The sequence below is a fragment of the Streptomyces himalayensis subsp. himalayensis genome (assembly GCF_013778455.1).
Classification (GTDB): domain Bacteria; phylum Actinomycetota; class Actinomycetes; order Streptomycetales; family Streptomycetaceae; genus Streptomyces; species Streptomyces himalayensis.
Map to the genome: position 1 here is coordinate 267,151 of NZ_JACEHE010000001.1, position 15,430 is coordinate 282,580.

The 15,430-nt window shown below is 70.6% G+C and carries 14 protein-coding genes; 4 read left to right on the top strand and 10 right to left on the bottom strand.

All coding sequences use genetic code 11. From position 1 onward, the window contains the following. The first annotated feature begins 44 nt into the window (after positions 1-44). The 3 genes from H1D24_RS01230 to H1D24_RS01240 all read left to right on the top strand — a co-directional run bounded on the left by H1D24_RS01230 (position 45) and on the right by H1D24_RS01240 (position 1,889). Positions 45-1,007 (top strand): zinc-binding dehydrogenase, encoded by a 963-nt coding sequence (locus H1D24_RS01230; RefSeq protein WP_181655432.1) that lies wholly within the window; start codon positions 45-47, stop codon positions 1,005-1,007. Positions 1,008-1,110: 103 nt separating this feature from the next. After that, positions 1,111-1,320 carry a helix-turn-helix domain-containing protein gene (locus tag H1D24_RS01235; protein ID WP_003997975.1) on the top strand — a complete coding sequence of 70 codons (210 nt, stop codon included), beginning with the start codon at positions 1,111-1,113 and terminating at the stop codon, positions 1,318-1,320. Continuing rightward, positions 1,320-1,889, top strand: coding sequence for a Clp protease N-terminal domain-containing protein (locus H1D24_RS01240; RefSeq protein WP_181655433.1), 570 nt, complete (start codon positions 1,320-1,322; stop codon positions 1,887-1,889). Before H1D24_RS01235 ends, H1D24_RS01240 begins: the two co-directional genes overlap by 1 nt. 171 nt (positions 1,890-2,060) lie before the next feature. On the opposite strand, the gene H1D24_RS01245 is transcribed toward H1D24_RS01240, so the two are convergent. Together H1D24_RS01245 and H1D24_RS01250 are read right to left on the bottom strand one after the other, a co-directional pair. Continuing rightward, complete coding sequence (locus tag H1D24_RS01245) at positions 2,061-3,137, bottom strand: PadR family transcriptional regulator (protein WP_181655434.1); 1,077 nt, start codon at positions 3,135-3,137, stop codon at positions 2,061-2,063. A gap of 1 nt (position 3,138) precedes the next feature. Then, positions 3,139-4,107: a DUF4097 family beta strand repeat-containing protein gene (locus H1D24_RS01250; RefSeq protein ID WP_181655435.1), complete on the bottom strand. Its 969-nt coding sequence runs from the start codon at positions 4,105-4,107 to the stop codon at positions 3,139-3,141. Positions 4,108-4,330: 223 nt separating this feature from the next. Between H1D24_RS01250 and H1D24_RS01255 the strand changes: the two genes are divergently transcribed. Beyond that, positions 4,331-5,176 (top strand): hypothetical protein, encoded by an 846-nt coding sequence (locus tag H1D24_RS01255; RefSeq protein ID WP_181655436.1) that lies wholly within the window; start codon positions 4,331-4,333, stop codon positions 5,174-5,176. Positions 5,177-5,206: 30 nt separating this feature from the next. Here H1D24_RS01255 and H1D24_RS01260 read toward each other — a convergent pair whose 3' ends face one another. From H1D24_RS01260 to H1D24_RS01295, 8 genes are all read right to left on the bottom strand, one after another. After that, positions 5,207-5,386, bottom strand: a complete 180-nt coding sequence (locus H1D24_RS01260) for a DUF6104 family protein (RefSeq protein ID WP_028420339.1) — start codon at positions 5,384-5,386, stop codon at positions 5,207-5,209. A gap of 139 nt (positions 5,387-5,525) precedes the next feature. Continuing rightward, positions 5,526-9,359: a multifunctional oxoglutarate decarboxylase/oxoglutarate dehydrogenase thiamine pyrophosphate-binding subunit/dihydrolipoyllysine-residue succinyltransferase subunit gene (locus H1D24_RS01265; protein WP_181655437.1), complete on the bottom strand. Its 3,834-nt coding sequence runs from the start codon at positions 9,357-9,359 to the stop codon at positions 5,526-5,528. 258 nt (positions 9,360-9,617) lie between these two features. Then, positions 9,618-10,847, bottom strand: a complete 1,230-nt coding sequence (locus H1D24_RS01270) for a HAMP domain-containing sensor histidine kinase (protein ID WP_258563741.1) — start codon at positions 10,845-10,847, stop codon at positions 9,618-9,620. Continuing rightward, positions 10,844-11,587, bottom strand: a complete 744-nt coding sequence (locus H1D24_RS01275) for a response regulator transcription factor (protein ID WP_181655438.1) — start codon at positions 11,585-11,587, stop codon at positions 10,844-10,846. Before H1D24_RS01275 ends, H1D24_RS01270 begins: the two co-directional genes overlap by 4 nt. A 114-nt stretch (positions 11,588-11,701) precedes the next feature. Beyond that, positions 11,702-12,394, bottom strand: a complete 693-nt coding sequence (locus H1D24_RS01280; RefSeq protein ID WP_181655439.1) for a spermine/spermidine synthase domain-containing protein — start codon at positions 12,392-12,394, stop codon at positions 11,702-11,704. Between the two features lie 69 nt (positions 12,395-12,463). Continuing rightward, the gene (locus H1D24_RS01285; protein ID WP_258563742.1) at positions 12,464-13,648 is read right to left on the bottom strand and encodes a DUF3626 domain-containing protein; all 1,185 of its coding nucleotides are present in this window, start codon (positions 13,646-13,648) and stop codon (positions 12,464-12,466) included. Beyond that, positions 13,645-14,394: an SAM-dependent methyltransferase gene (locus tag H1D24_RS01290; protein WP_181655440.1), complete on the bottom strand. Its 750-nt coding sequence runs from the start codon at positions 14,392-14,394 to the stop codon at positions 13,645-13,647. Before H1D24_RS01290 ends, H1D24_RS01285 begins: the two co-directional genes overlap by 4 nt. Before the next feature lie 268 nt (positions 14,395-14,662). After that, positions 14,663-15,259, bottom strand: a complete 597-nt coding sequence (locus tag H1D24_RS01295) for a GNAT family N-acetyltransferase (protein ID WP_309484164.1) — start codon at positions 15,257-15,259, stop codon at positions 14,663-14,665. Between the last annotated feature and the right edge of the window lie 171 nt (positions 15,260-15,430).

Sequence of the window (15,430 nt, forward strand, 5' to 3'; positions counted from 1 at the left end):
GCATGCCGTTTCGCCCCGCCCTGCTCCCCCCTATCGTCAAGGTCATGTTCGCTGCCTACGCCGCCCGTATTGACCGTGACCAGCCTCTCACCGGCCTTGAGTTGGGGGAGCGCCCCGCTCCCGAGGCCCGGCCCGGCTGGACCACCGTGAACGTCAAGGCCGCCTCCCTCAACCACCACGACCTGTGGTCGCTGCGCGGGGTGGGTCTGAGTGAGGACAAGCTGCCGATGATCCTCGGCTGCGATGCCGCCGGGATCGACGAGGACGGGAACGAGGTCGTCCTGCACTCCGTCATCGGCCAGACGGGCCACGGAGTCGGGCCGAAGGAGCCCCGGACCATCCTCACCGAGAAGTACCAGGGCACCTTCGCCGAACAGGTCACGGTGCCCACGTGGAACGTGCTTCCGAAGCCGAAGGAGCTCTCCTTCGAGGAGGCCGCCTGTCTGCCGACCGCATGGCTCACCGCGTACCGGATGCTCTTCACCAACGCCGGTGTACGCCCCGGGGACTCGGTCCTCGTGCAGGGCGCCGGCGGCGGGGTCGCCACGGCGGCGATCGTGCTCGGCAAGGCTGCGGGGCTGCGGGTCTTCGCCACCAGCCGGGACGAGGCCAAGCGCAAGCGCGCCCTGGAGCTGGGGGCCGTGGAGGCGGTCGAGTCGGGTGCGCGGCTGCCGGAGCGGGTGGACGCCGTCATCGAGACGGTGGGAGCGGCCACCTGGTCGCACTCCGTCAAGTCGCTGCGGCCGGGCGGCACACTGGTCATCTCCGGCGCAACGAGCGGCGACCGCCCCTCGCACGCGGAACTCACCCGCATCTTCTTCCTGGAACTCAAGGTCGTCGGCTCCACGATGGGCACCAAGGACGAGCTGGAGGATCTGCTCGCGTTCTGCGCGGCGACGGGGGTGCGGCCCGTGATCGACGAGGTGCTGCCGCTGGACCGGGCGAGGGAGGGCTTCGAGCGGATGGAGTCCGGCGGGCAGTTCGGGAAGATCGTCCTCACTGTGTGAGCGGCTGGTTTCTCTCGTTTCTTGGGGCGGTGCTCAGCCCGGTGCTCAGCCCTTCCTGTCAATGATGGTTGACAGGAAGGGCTTGTCAACGTAAGTTGACGGCATGACCGAAGCAACGGATCTCGCCGAGCGTGCAGGTGATCGCGATCCGCGCGTCGGGCTGCGGGCCGTCGCCGCGTTGCGGCGGCTGCTGGAGCAGCTCGAAGCGGTTCAGGTGCGCAGCGCGCGCAATCAGGGCTGGTCGTGGCAGGAGATCGCCGCGGAGCTCGGCGTAAGCAGGCAGGCCGTGCACAAGAAGTACGGGAGGCGCTGATGTTCGAGCGGTTTACGAAGCATGCCCGCGCTGTGGTGACCGGCGCGGTTGAGCATGCCGAGCGGCTGGATGCGGGCTCCGTCGGCGAGGAGCACATGTTGCTCGCCCTGCTCGACCGCGAGGGGAGCCGTGCGTCGTTCGCGCTCGCCTCGTTGGGTGTCACCGGTCGCCGGGAGTCCGTCGAGCGTTCGCTGGCCGAGGCGCGACGGCGCGGCGGGTTGTCGCAGGCCGACACGGACGCGCTTGCAGGGCTGGGCATCGACGTGACCGAGATCGTGTCCCGGGTGGAGGAAGTCCACGGGGTGGGTGCGCTGGACGACGACACGAGCCGGAGGGGCCGGGGCCGGCGGACGGGCCGCCGCCCCTTCGGCCCGGAGGCCAAGAGCACGCTGGAGAAGTCCCTGCGCATCGCGCTCGGCCGCGGCGACCGCTCCATCGGTGACGAACACATCCTGCTCGCCCTGACCGCCCGTCCCGGCATCGCCGCCGAGGTGCTCGCCGAACATGGGGTGACCTACGGGGCGGTGGAGCGGGTGCTGGGCGGAGGGGGAGAGGCGAAGGCGGGCTGAGGCCGGACCGAAGTCGGCCCGGATACCGGCGTGCGGGCGGCCGATGTCGGCCCGGATACCGGCTGAGGCGTGGGCCGATGTCGGCCCGGATACCGGCTGCTGCCCGCCGGGCCTGCGGCGGCATGAGGTGAGGCGGCCGGCAACTCCCCCGAGGAGTGGCCGGCCGTCATGTCACATCCGCGGCGTCCGCAGCACCGCTCCGATATGTGCCGCCGCCGTCGACAAGTGACGGCGGGCCTCGCGGAGTTGCTCCTCCGTCACGCCGTGGTCCCGGGCCGCGTCGCGGATGTCGTCGCGGAAGCGGTCCAGGATGCGGTCCAGGTCGCGTGCCGGATTGCCGGTCGAGGCCTCATGGGCCCAGCCCGGCTCGAAGTCGGCGGGGAAGCCCTCCTGCTCGCCCAGGAAGTCGGGCTCCGGAACTCCCGGCCGTGACTCCGAGGCGCCTGCGCGGCCCGCGGCGCCGAAGCCCTTGCCGGACTCCTTCCCGACGTACTTGCCGAAGTCGCCGAACTCCTTGGCCAGTTCGGCGAGACTCTCCCGCACCCCTGTCGGCCAGTCACCCCGCGCGAAGTGGTCCTGCACCTGGTCCTGGATGCGCTGGGCGACGCGCTGGAACTCCTCCGTCGCCTGGGCGTGCGCCTTCTCCTGGGCCTCCTTGGCCTGGCGGCGTGCCCGCTGAGCCTCCTCGCGGGCCCGGCGACTCTCGTCCTTCGCGCGCCGAGCCTGCTCCTTCCACTCCTGCTTGGCGCGCTTGAACTCCTCCTTGGCCTGGCGCCACGCCTCCGTGTCGCCCCAGGCCCCGTCGAAGAAGTCCGACGCCTCCGGGAACCCCTTGCCACCTGCGCCGGCACGTGACTTGCTGCGGGCCTCCTGCGCCGCCGCCCGTATGTCGCGTCGCAAGTCGCCCGCCGCCCCGCTCACATCGGCGCGGATCTCGGCGGCGAGCTCCGCCACCGATTCGCGGATCTCCAGCTCCAGATCGGCCAGCTCGCCGCTGCGGTCGGCCAGTTCGTCCCGTCCCGCGTCCGTAATCGCGTAGACCTTCCGGCCGCCCTCCGTGGTGTGCGTGACCAGGCCTTCGGCCTCCAGCTTCGCCAGGCGCGGGTACACCGTGCCCGCCGAAGGCGCGTACAGACCCTGGAAGCGCTCCTCCAGGAGGCGGATCACCTCATAGCCGTGCCGAGGTGCCTCGTCCAGCAGCTTCAGCAGATACAGGCGCAGTCGCCCGTGGGCGAAGACGGGAGGCATGTCAGAGCACCTTCTTGTCGGTCGGGACGTCGGTGGAGCTGTCGGCGAAGCCGCCGGACGGGCCGTCAACGGTCGGGGACGGCCCCTCAGGGGACGGGGCGTCAGAGGGTGGGGCGTCCAGGGGCCCCTCGGCCGGTTCGTCCTCGGCAGGTGGCCTGCGCAGCAACGCGATCGAGCCCGACACCGTCGTCGCCTTCAGCTTTCCGTTGCCCGCGCCCAGCCGGCCGGTGATCCTCTTGGCGCCCCACTGGCCGCTGACCCGCAGGTCCTCGAAGGCGTTCGACACCGTCCCGCTCGCCGTGTTCGCCTCCACCTCCGCGTCCGCCGGATGCGGCAGGCGGATCGCGATCTCGCCGGACACGCTCGTGAGGCTGACATCCGTGGGCTGGTCGGTGGGGTCGAGGTCCACGATCATGGAACCGCTCACAGAGTCGGCTCGTACGCACGAACCCGCGCCCTCGACGACCGTCAGGTCGCCGGACACGGAGTTGAAGCGGAGATCGCCCCTGACGGCCTGGGCTTCGACGCTGCCCGAGACGGTGTCCGCCCGGGTGCTCCCCGCGAGCCCGAGCAGTGTGGTGTCACCGGTGACGCCCTTGACCTCCGTGCACCCTTCGATTCCGGAGACGACCGCTCCGGCTCCGACGACGCCCACCTCGACGCGCGTCCCCGTCGGAACGGCCAGCGACACCACCGCGCTGCGCCGCCAGCCCTTGCGGTCGAGCCACTTGAGGAAGCCCTTCCACGGCAGGTCCTCGTACGCCACGGTGAGCGTGCCGTCGGCCTGGGTGACGACCAGGGGAGGGCCCTCTATCTCGGACACCTCGAGCCGTGTGCCCCCCTCGCGGTTCAGTACGGCTTCGTCGGTGCCCACCACGTTCACCGTGCCGTTGACGATGCGCACGTGCAGTGCCGTCACCGGGGCGTTGAACGTGAGCTTCTTGGGCTCTGCGACGGACCACTCGGGCATGGGACCGGCCTCCTCGGGCGGAGCGACGCCGCCCCGCGGCCGAGGCGCCGTGGGCTGACGTAGGGGACGACGCGCCATATCGCGTCTTCTCACACACACGATATATCGCGGCTACGGGAAGTCAAGACACAAGACACCCGTTCTGGCGAACCCACTCTTCCGCGGCCTGGGCCCGGCACGTTCCTGTACGCCGATTGGTCGTTATGTGCCCTAGCGTGGGGGTATGTCGCACGACACCTCCGCCGCCTCCGACAGCGAACTCGCGCACGCCGGCGCCGCCGGGGCGCTGCTGCTGTGCCGGGCCGTACCCGACGCGGTGGCGCCGGGAGCGCAGCTGCTGCGGGAGCGGATGCTGCTCGCCCATGCGGGGCCGGAGTGGAGCGTGCTCGTTCCGGAGGGCACACCATGGCTTCACGGCGGGGAGCCGGTCGACCGGGTACTCGGCGGCTGGGCCGCAGCGCTCGCCGTAGGGGCGCCCTGGCCGGCACTCGCCCTGTGGTGGGACGACGACCGCAGCGGCTACACCCTCGCCTCGGGATTCCGCCGCACGGTCGGCTACGAATGGCTGGCGAACGGCACGCCGCTCGGCCAGGACGAGGCGATGCGCACCTTCGCGGCCCGGCTCGGCCTGGACCCGGTGCTGGACGTGCAGTCCCTGGTCGAACTGACCAGGACGGACACGGACGCCGACGCGCGCGCCCGCATGCTCGGCCTGATCACGGTCCTCACGCGCGCGGGGCTGACGCTTCCCGCCGGACTCGTCCCCGGCGAGCCTGCCCACCGCCTGAGAGAGGTCGCCCGCAGCCGGCCGGACGTCCAGCACATCGAATGGCCAGGGTGGCGCGACGCCGTCCGCGACGAGTTCGACGTGGTGGCCGGCACCCGCCTGGGCCCCTGGCTCCGCGGCCCGAATGCCCGCGCACTCTCCGCGGCCCAGCTGGCGACGGGCCTGCCACTCGCCCTCTGGGGCGTACGCCACCGCAGCGCGGGGTGGGTCGTCGCGGGGTCGCTGCTCCTCATCAACGGGGCGCTCGGACTCGCGTACGACCGGATGGCCGCGCGGGACTGAGCACCTGCCGACGCCCGCAGCAAGCGGAAGCTACTCGTCGTCCTCGTCGTCCAGCCGCGCCAGCCACGTGGCCAGCCGCTCGACCGGGACCTCGAAGTCGGGGTTCAGATCGACGAACGTACGCAGCTGCTCGGCGAGCCACTCGAAGGTGATCTCCTCCTCGCCGCGCCGCTTCTCCAGTTCCTCGATGCCGCGGTCGGTGAAGTACAAGTCGTGCTCCTGATGCGGATGGGTTCTCTCTCACAGGGTATGGGGTGCGCCTGTGTCCAGACGCCGGAGGGCCCGGCACCGAGTCCAGGAACTCGGGGCCGGGCCCTCCGGTCGGTCACCTATGAGAAGGCTCCGAGGCTCAGGCCTCGAAGACCTCCTGCACCAGCTGCTCCTGCTCGGCCTGGTGCCGCTTGGCGGAGCCCACTGCCGGCGACGACCCGTGCGGGCGCGAGATGCGGCGCAGGCGCTCGCGGGCCGGGATGTCCTCGCCGACCGCCAGGTCCAGGTGGTCGATCAGGTTGAGCGCGATGAACGGCCAGGCACCCTGGTTGGCCGGCTCCTCCTGGGCCCACAGGTACTTCTCGGCGTTCGGGTACTTGGCGATCTCGGCCTGGAGCTCGGCACCCGGCAGCGGGTACAGGCGCTCGAGGCGGATGATCGCCGTGTCCGTGGCGCCGCGCTTGGCGCGCGCCGCCTCCAGGTCGTAGTAGACCTTGCCGGCGCAGAAGACGACCTTGCGGACCGCGGTCGGGTCGACCGTCGCGTCGGCGATGACGGGACGGAAGCCGCCCGTGGTGAACTCCTCCGTCTTCGAGGCCGCCGCCTTGAGGCGCAGCATCGACTTCGGCGTGAAGACGACCAGCGGCTTGTGGTGCGGGTTGTGCACCTGCCACCGCAGGAGGTGGAAGTAGTTCGACGGGAGGGTCGGCATCGCGACCGTCATGTTGTTCTGGGCGCAGAGCTGCAGGAAGCGCTCCGGGCGGGCCGAGGAGTGGTCCGGGCCCTGGCCCTCGTAGCCGTGGGGCAGGAGCAGGGTGACGCCGGACGTCTGGCCCCACTTCTGCTCGGCCGACGAGATGAACTCGTCCACGACCGTCTGCGCGCCGTTGACGAAGTCACCGAACTGCGCCTCCCAGAGGACGAGCGCCTCGGGGCGGGCCAGCGAGTAGCCGTACTCGAAGCCCATCGCCGCGTACTCGGACAGGAGCGAGTCGTAGACGTTGAAGCGCGCCTGGTCGTCCGAGAGGTACAGCAGCGGGGTGTAGTCCTCGCCCGTCTCGCGGTCCACCAGCACCGCGTGGCGCTGGCCGAACGTGCCGCGGCGGGAGTCCTGGCCGGACAGCCGGACCGGGGTGCCCTCGAGCAGCAGCGAGCCGAACGCCAGGGTCTCGCCCATCGCCCAGTCGATCGTGCCGTCCTCGACCATGGTCGCGCGACGCTGCAGCTGCGGCATCAGACGCGGGTGGACGGTGATCCGCTCGGGGATGTTGACCTGGGACTCGGCGATCCGCTTCACGATCTCCTGGGAGATCGCGGTGGTCACGGCCACCGGGAACTCGGCCCTCGCGTCCGGGACCTGGGCCTCGGCGGGCTGCGAGGTGGCCTCGCGGACCTCCGTGAAGACCTTCTCCAGCTGGCCCTGGTAGTCCTGCAGCGCCTGCTCGGCCTCTTCCAGCGTGATGTCGCCGCGACCGATGAGGGACTCGGTGTAGAGCTTGCGCACCGAGCGCTTCTTGTCGATCAGGTCGTACATCAGCGGCTGCGTGAAGGACGGGTTGTCGGCCTCGTTGTGACCGCGGCGGCGGTAGCAGATGAGGTCGATGACGACGTCCTTGTTGAACGCCTGGCGGAACTCGAAGGCCAGACGGGCCACGCGGACCACGGCCTCCGGGTCGTCGCCGTTCACGTGGAAGATCGGCGCCTCGATCATGCGGGCCACGTCGGTGGAGTACATCGACGAGCGCGAGGACTCCGGCGCGGCCGTGAAGCCGACCTGGTTGTTGATGACGATGTGGACCGTGCCGCCGGTGCGGTAGCCGCGCAGCTGCGACATGTTCAGGGTCTCGGCCACGACGCCCTGGCCCGCGAAGGCCGCGTCACCGTGCAGGGCGACCGGCAGGACCGTGAAGTCCGAGCCGCCCTTGCCGATGATGTCCTGCTTGGCGCGCGCGACACCCTCGACGACAGGGTCGACCGCCTCGAGGTGCGAGGGGTTGGCGGTCAGCGAGACCTTGATCTGCTCGCCGTCCAGGCCGGTGAAGGTGCCCTCGGCGCCCAGGTGGTACTTCACGTCGCCGGAGCCGTGCATCGACTTCGGGTCGAGGTTGCCCTCGAACTCGCGGAAGATCTGCGCGTACGACTTGCCGACGATGTTCGCCAGGACGTTCAGGCGGCCGCGGTGGGCCATGCCGATGACGACCTCGTCGAGACGCGACTCCGCAGCGCTGTCGATGACCGCGTCGAGCAGCGGGATGACCGACTCGCCGCCCTCGAGCGAGAAGCGCTTCTGGCCGACGTACTTCGTCTGCAGGAAGGTCTCGAACGCCTCGGCGGCGTTCAGCCGTCGCAGGATGCGCAGCTGCTCCTCGCGCTCCGGCTTGGTGTGGCCGCGCTCCACGCGGTCCTGGATCCACTTGCGCTGCTTGGGGTCCTGGATGTGCATGTACTCGATGCCGGTGGTGCGGCAGTACGAGTCGCGCAGGACGCCGAGGACGTCGCGCAGCGTCATCATCGCCTTGCCGGCGAAGCCTCCGACGGCGAACTCGCGCTCCAGGTCCCACAGGGTGAGCCCGTGCTCGGTGATGTCCAGGTCGGGGTGCTTGCGCTGGCGGTACTCCAGCGGGTCGGTGTCGGCCATGAGGTGGCCGCGGACCCGGTAGGAGTGGATCAGCTCGAAGACGCGGGCGGCCTTCGTGACGTCGTCGTCGTGGGATGCGTCGATGTCCTTGAACCAGCGGACCGGCTCGTAGGGGATGCGCAGCGCCTCGAAGATCTCGTCGTAGAAGCCGTTCTCACCGAGGAGGAAGTTGGCGACGATCCGCAGGAACTCGCCGGAGGCCGCACCCTGGATGACGCGGTGGTCGTACGTCGAGGTCAGGGTCATGACCTTGGAGATGCCCAGCTTGTTGAGCGTGTCCTGGGACGTGCCCTGGAACTCGGCCGGGTAGTCCATCGAGCCGACGCCCATGATCACCGACTGGCCCGGCATCAGACGCGGGACCGAGTGCACGGTGCCGAGGCCGCCCGGGTTGGTCAGGGAGACCGTGACGCCGGTGAAGTCGTCCATCGTCAGCTTGCCGTCACGGGCGCGGCGGACGATGTCCTCGTAGGCCTGCCAGAACTCGAAGAAGTTCAGCGTCTCGGCCTTCTTGATGCCCGCGACGACCAGCTGGCGGTCGCCGTTGGGCTTCACCAGGTCGATGGCGAGGCCGAAGTTGACGTGCGGCGGCTTGACGAGGGTCGGCTTGCCGTCCTTCTCCGCGTAGTGCCAGTTCATCGACGGCATGGCCTTGATGGCCTGCACCATGGCGTACCCGATGAGGTGGGTGAAGGAGATCTTCCCGCCCCGGGCGCGCTTGAGGTGGTTGTTGATGACGATGCGGTTGTCGAAGAGCAGCTTCACCGGGACCGCGCGGACGGACGTGGCCGTCGGCAGCTCCAGTGACGCGTTCATGTTCTTCGCGACGGCGGCGGAGGGGCCGCGCAGCGTCACGTACTCGGCAGCTGCGGGCGCCTCGGCGGGCGCGGCCTTGGCGGCGGGCTTCGCCGCCGCCGGCTTGGCAGCGGGAGCGGCGGCGGGCTTCGCCGCGGGGGCCGGGGCCGGGGCCGGAGCGGCAGCGGGCTTGGGCGCCGCGGGAGCGGCGGCCGGTGCGGCGGCGCTCGGAGCTGCCGGGGCCGCGGGCGCCGGAGCGGCTGCGGGAGCGCTCGGCGCGGCAGGGGCCTCGGCGGTGATGCCCGGGGCCCCCGCGACAGCAGCACCGTCCGGCTTCGCCGTGGTGGCGGCGCCGCCACCCGGCTTGTAGTCGGCGAAGAAGTCCCACCAGGCGCGGTCTACCGAATTCGGGTCCTGGAGGTACTGCTGATAGATCTCGTCGACGAGCCACTCGTTGGCACCGAACGCGGCAGCTGGGTTCTTCCCGGCTTGGTCGGTCTCGGTGGAGATGCTCGAGTTACTGGGGGACTGTGGCGACACGGCGGCAACCGCCCTCTTCCGCTTCACAAGGTGATGGACAGCGGGAATAAAGGCTACGCCTCCATCGCCGAGAGGTGCAGGCCGGGCCGGTGATCCGTCGTGTAAGTCACATCGAAAACCGTGTTTCGGCGCTTGAAATGGCGGGAAACAAGCGTGGTTTCGCTGTGTGCGGGTACGCCGACGTACGGACGTGCCCCTATGCGGGTACGCCGACACACGGTCGAGCCCCCTCGGGACCCCGCCTACTCGAACTTTACGTCAACTTTGCGGATGGGGCAGACCCGGAAGTGTGACCTGGATCCGGCAGCCGCGCGTGGATTCGGCCACGCCGATCGAGCCCCCGTGCAGGTCCACGGCCCAGCGGGCGATCGCCAGGCCCAGGCCCGTACCGCCGTCGCTGCCCGGCCCCTTCGAGGCCGCGTGGGAGTACCTGCCGCGGTTGAACCGCTCGAAGACCCGGTGCCACTCCGACCGCGGGATGCCCGGACCCTCGTCCAGCACCTCCAGGTCCAGCGACTCCGGATACGGGCCGCGCCGCGCCCGCAGTGTCACCCGGCCGTGCGGCGGGCTGTGCTTGACCGCGTTGTCGATCAGGTTGGCCACGACCTGGTGGATCCGCTCCGGGTCCGCGTGCGCCGTCAGCTCGGGCGGCGACACGTCCAGGTGCAGATGGACGTCCGTACGGGAATGGCTGCCGGAGCCGGAGGCGATGCCCGCGCGCTGCGAGGCGATCATGTTGGCCTCCTTCAGCACACCCGACAGGTAAGGCCACACCTCGAAGCGGCGCGCCTTCAGCGGTACGACGCCGTTGTCCAGCCGCGACAGGTCCAGCAGCGTCTCGACGAGGCGGCCCAGGCGCTCGGTCTGCTTCAGGGCCGTGCGCATCGTCTCGGGGTCGGCGGCCGATACGCCGTCGACGACGTTCTCCAGGACCGCGCGCAGGGCCGCGATGGGGGTGCGCAGTTCGTGCGAGACGTTGGCGACGAGCTCCTTGCGCTGCTGGTCCTGGGCCTCCAGGTCGTCGGCCATGCGGTTGATCGTCGAGGCCAGGTCGCCGAGCTCGTCACGCCGGTCGGCGCCGCTCACGCGCCGTGTGTAGTCGCCGTGCGAGATGGCCCGGGCCACGGTGTTCATCTCGTCGAGCGGGGCGGTGAGGGAGTGCGCCACGAACTGGGTGATCAGCAGGGTCGCTATCACCGAGAAGACCGTGATGAAGCGGAACTCCGTCTTCGTGCGCAGCGCGACCATCAGCAGGCCGGTGGTGATGAAGACCGAGACGACGACCAGGGTGCCGAGCTTCGTCTTGATCGAGAACGGCCGCAGCGAGCCCCCGGGGTCTGCGCCACGGCGCGCTGGTCGAGCCGGCCGGCGCCAGGGCTCCGCGTGCGGGTGCGAGGGCTCCTCGTACGGGCGCGAGGATTCTCCGGGCCGGTCCGGGTCCCTGCCCGCGCCCCGGCCCGCCCCCGGCAGCCCCGCCGACGCGCTCATGGCGTGGGCGTCTCCAGTGCGTACCCGACGCCGTGGACCGTGCGGATCCGCTCGGCGCCGATCTTGCGCCGCAGCGCCTTGATGTGGCTGTCGACGGTCCGGGTGCCGGAGGCGTCCGCCCAGTCCCACACCTCCGCCAGCAGCTGCTCGCGGGAGAGCACGGCACGCGGTGTGTTCGCGAGGCACACCAGAAGGTCGAACTCGGTGGGCGTCAGATGGACGTCCTCGCTGCGCACCCGCACCCTGCGCTGGGCGTGGTCGATCTCCAGCTCGCCGAGGCGCAGTATGCCGCTGCGCGGGGTGGTCGCGGCGAGCGCGGCCCGCTCCACGCGGCGCAGCAGGACGTGCACCCGGGCGGCCAGCTCGCGCATCGAGAACGGCTTGGTCATGTAGTCGTCCGCGCCGACGCCGAGCCCGACCAGCATGTCGGTCTCGTCGTCACGAGCGGTCAGCATCAGCACCGGGACCGGCCGCTGTGCCTGCACCCGGCGGCACACCTCGAGGCCGTCGAAGCCGGGCAGCATGACGTCGAGAATCAGCAGATCGGGCTGCCATGCCTCGGCCGTGTCGACGGCGGCCGGTCCGTCGCCCGCTGTTTGCACGAGGAATCCCTCGGCTCGCAGCCGCGCGGAGATGGCTTCGACGATCGTCGGGTCGTCCTCGACCACCAGCACCCGGCGCTGGGCACCCGGCGTGGCCGCCGCGGTGCCGTTGTGGGAGGTCTGTGTCGTCTGCTCCATCGCCCCGCCCCTGACTGTGCTTTCCGGAATCCGTGGGGTGATCCCATTACTGCGGTTGACGCGTGAATGATCTGCACGTCGGTCAGCAGCGTACGGGCAGTGACCGTGCCTCGGCTATTCAGCCCTGGTTGCAAGATGGACTACGTCCGGAACGCCCCGGGCAACAGGGACCTCTTCGGTACGGACCCCTTGGAACTGGGCATTCCGCAAGGATTCTTCGAAAAGTGACGACGGCTGGGCGGACCACACCGCAAGCACGCCGCCCGGCGTGAGCCGCTCGCGGCATGCCGCCAGCCCGGCAGGGGAGTAGAGGCCCTCGTTGTCCTCGGTCACGGTCCAGCCGGGGCCGTTGTCGATGTCCAGGCACAGTGCGTCGTACGTCTCTTCCGACTCGTGTACGAATGTGACGAGGTCGGCATGCACGATCTCCGTACGGGGATCGGCCAGTGCCTCGGCGGAGACCTGCGACAGAGGGCCCGCGCGGTGCCAGTCGATGACCGCCTGCTCCCGCTCGACGACCACGATGCGCTTCCAGCGCGGGTTCTGTGCCGCATGGGCGAGCGAGAAGCCGACGCCGAGGCCGCCGATGAGGACGGTCGGCGCGGGGCGGCCGTGCAACGCGTTCAGCGCCGCGTCCACGAGGCGGCGCTCGGAGCGGCCGTCCGATGTGTCCATGAGAAAGCAGCCGTTGGCGATGATCTGCAGCAGGTCACCGTGGCGACGGAGGACCACCTCGCCGTGGGGTCCGGACCGTCGGTCCAGGACCACGGGGCCTTCCGTGACAGAGGTGTTGTACGACGTGGGCATGGTTCCCATCCTGGTCGGGCCGCCCCTGGACGGCCACTTCTTTGCGACCCGTCCACCCGGCGGTGTGGGTCACCGGTCGGGCTCGCCGAACCACACCAGGCAGTGCCACAGCTGCTTGACGTACTGCAGCACTTCGTCCTGTGTGCCCCACTCCGCCCATTTCCGCGGCGTGGTGACGACGGAGGCCGCGGCGCGTCCCAGGACCTGTGCGTCCAGCAGTCCGTCCGGACCTGCGAACTCGGTGCAGACGCGGAGGGCGAGCGGGCGCATGACCGGTCCGCGGAACTCGTCGTCCAGGTCCTCCGCCCGCAGACGGAAGCCCTCGTGCCACTCGACCGCGATCCTGTGGTGCGCCGCGGCCTCCAACAGCAGCGCCCCGGTCCGTGTACCGCGGAAGGAAGGATCCAGAACCAGGGCTTCCGCATCGAGGTGCAGGTCGACGGGGCCGTGGACCTGCACCTCGATGTACTCGTCCAGCGCCCGACCGTTCCGTACGGGGCGGTCAGGGCCCGGCAGTTCGTGCAGGACCGCCACCGGGTCGGCGCCGGTGACACCCAGGATCCGGCCGGTGTCCCGTGCCGTCTCGCACAGCCCGGCGAGTACCGGTGCGAAGGCGTCGATGGTGCCGATGTCGTCCGGGCCGACGTGGCTGTCGCCGAAGCAGTAGGTGGCGCGGCTGTGCACGGCGGAGCGGAGTCGCACATGGCAGGAGCCGTAGCGCGGGCACGCACCATCGGGGTGCTTCATCAGGTTGAGCCCGCCGTACCTGGGCCGGTCGCCGGCGGTGACGCCCGGCGCGTGATACGCCCCGCCGAACAGCCGCTCCTCCCATCCGTCCCGGTCCCCGCCGGGATACGCGGTGCGGCTGCCGTTGGACAGGCCCGTCTCGTACTGGCTGCGGTAACGCCCGTCCGAACAGAGCGACTCGGCCACGGTGCGGCCGTCTGCGAGCAGCCGGTCGGGGTGGAAATTGAGCGTCACGCGCGCGTGGTCACGTACGAGGGAGGTGAGTTCCTCGACGTGGTGCTCGAGGTGGGTGGCGGTGCCCACGGTGGCGGAGGTGATGCGTGAGTCGGTGTGGACTGCGGCGGCTGAGGCGGTGGTTGCTTCCATGACGGAGGGCATGGCGGAGGGGATGGTTGCTGCCATACCGGTGGCGGCGGCGATCCGCGCCACCGCGTTCGCGTGGCGTGCGCGGGCCGCGACCCGTACGTGGTGCAGGGCCGCCGCCTGAGCCGTCGCCAGCGGCCTCATGCGTCCGCGGCCCTGCGCAGCACGAGCGTCACGAAGCCGAGGGTGCCGCGGTAGCCGCGCAACCATGCCTCGCGGTGGGTGTTCGCGGCCTTCAGAGCGTCGTCGTGACCGGGGTCGTCGGGGTGGTCCAGGGCCCAGCGGGTAAGGGTCCCGGTCCAGGACCACTCGTAGTCGTCCCACTCCTCGAGGGTGCTGACGTGCCCGTACACCGGGAGCCAGCCGTCCGCCACGACTCGGTCGACGGTTGTGGCGAGGTCGGCGAACTCGTCGGCGGCGAAACCGGCGTCGAGCGTCGCCCGGTCCGGCTCCCGCTCCCAGAAGCCGTCCCCGACGAGGACGCTGCCGCCCGGGGCGAGATGTCCGCGGGCGGCCCGGAGGGTGGGCACCAGTCCGCCGAAGGCGTGGGCGGCGCCGACGCTGAGGACCAGGTCGTACGCGTGGGAGGCGGTGAACTCCGTCGCGTCCTGGCGGTGGAGGGTGAGCCGGTCACCGATGCCGTCCCGCTCGGCGGCCGCCCGGGCGCTCTCCAGGGACGCGGCGGCGAGATCGACACCGTCTGCCCGCAGCCCGGGCCGCCCGTCAAGGGCCCGCAGCAGCCACTCGCCTGAGCCGCAGCCGAGGTCGAGCAGACGCCCGGCCGCGCGCGGGAGCGCCCGTTCCAGAAGCCGTGCCACGGAGGCATCGCTCAGGGGTGCCGCTATCGGATGGTCGCCGTGGGCGAGTGCGCTGATCGTCTGCCGGTCCATCCGGGCATCGTGACGGTGACCGGCCCTGCATGTCTCGGGAATTAACTGGACCGCCGAAGTCGAGGTAGGAGAGGCGATGCCCGCGCACGGTCGTGGCGGCGCGTTCAGCGTCGTGCCGCGATGGCGACGTCATGAGGAGCCTGCCCTCCTGTCACCGGCAACCCGGAAGCCGGCGTCTGTTGTGTGGGGCTCTTGGAGTTGCAAGAACGGTGTCGTGGCTACGGCGGTCCGTGTTGACCTCAGCCGGCAGGGCTGAAGAAGACTCCCGTCAGCGGCGCGTGCACCCGCCACCCCAGTGACTCGTACAGCACCGTCCCTCCACCGTCGCCCCCAGAACCCCGGTCGTGGCGCCCTGGACCACCGCGATGTTCGTGAGCGTACGCATCACCAGGCGGCCGAGTCCCCGGCGGCGGTGGGTCGGGTCCGTCTCGATGCGGTCGAGGACCGCCGTCTGGCCGGTCGGGGCGATCTGGCCGCGGGCCGCGAAACCGCCGTCGTCCGTCACGACGAGGACCTGGCTGACGCCGCCGCGGTTCCAGGTCCGCAGCCGGTAGCCGTCCGGGACCGGTGCGGTGGCCGGGCGCAGGCGGCCGGTCATGAGGAAGGCCGGGGCGTCGACGGTCCAGCCGGGCGCGAGCCAGGGCGCGACCGTCTCCGGTGCCTCGAAGAGCTTCAGCCAGACGCCCGGGGCGCCCACCTCCTCGGTGAGTTTGCGGACGGTGGGCTCGTCTGCGGCCGGCAGGACGTGGCGGGTCGCCTGGTGCCGCAGTCCGACGTCGATCGTCCAGCCCCATGGCTGTTCCACCGGCTCCGCCGCTCCCCGTGAGACGACCCACCCGTCGACCCATGCCTGGACGATGTCCATCGTTCCTCCCCGTGCGCGTAGCGACGGCACCCGTCATCGCGTAACGAGCGCAAATCAGTCCGCACCTTACATACGCCCGTGACCAGGGCGGCCTCGTTGATCGCTCACAGCGAACAGTGTGCCGGGAACATCTCCGGGCTCACGTGCATTGAGCCTGTACAGCTCAACTTG

Coding starts and splice junctions, on each gene's coding strand:
- H1D24_RS01230 (WP_181655432.1), top strand. CDS start 45: ATGTTCGCTGCCTACGCCGCCCGTATTGACCGTGACCAGCCTCTCACC.
- H1D24_RS01235 (WP_003997975.1), top strand. CDS start 1,111: ATGACCGAAGCAACGGATCTCGCCGAGCGTGCAGGTGATCGCGATCCG.
- H1D24_RS01240 (WP_181655433.1), top strand. CDS start 1,320: ATGTTCGAGCGGTTTACGAAGCATGCCCGCGCTGTGGTGACCGGCGCG.
- H1D24_RS01245 (WP_181655434.1), bottom strand. CDS start 3,137: ATGCCTCCCGTCTTCGCCCACGGGCGACTGCGCCTGTATCTGCTGAAG.
- H1D24_RS01250 (WP_181655435.1), bottom strand. CDS start 4,107: ATGCCCGAGTGGTCCGTCGCAGAGCCCAAGAAGCTCACGTTCAACGCC.
- H1D24_RS01255 (WP_181655436.1), top strand. CDS start 4,331: ATGTCGCACGACACCTCCGCCGCCTCCGACAGCGAACTCGCGCACGCC.
- H1D24_RS01270 (WP_258563741.1), bottom strand. CDS start 10,847: ATGAGCGCGTCGGCGGGGCTGCCGGGGGCGGGCCGGGGCGCGGGCAGG.
- H1D24_RS01275 (WP_181655438.1), bottom strand. CDS start 11,587: ATGGAGCAGACGACACAGACCTCCCACAACGGCACCGCGGCGGCCACG.
- H1D24_RS01280 (WP_181655439.1), bottom strand. CDS start 12,394: ATGCCCACGTCGTACAACACCTCTGTCACGGAAGGCCCCGTGGTCCTG.
- H1D24_RS01285 (WP_258563742.1), bottom strand. CDS start 13,648: ATGAGGCCGCTGGCGACGGCTCAGGCGGCGGCCCTGCACCACGTACGG.
- H1D24_RS01290 (WP_181655440.1), bottom strand. CDS start 14,394: ATGGACCGGCAGACGATCAGCGCACTCGCCCACGGCGACCATCCGATA.
- H1D24_RS01295 (WP_309484164.1), bottom strand. CDS start 15,259: ATGGACATCGTCCAGGCATGGGTCGACGGGTGGGTCGTCTCACGGGGA.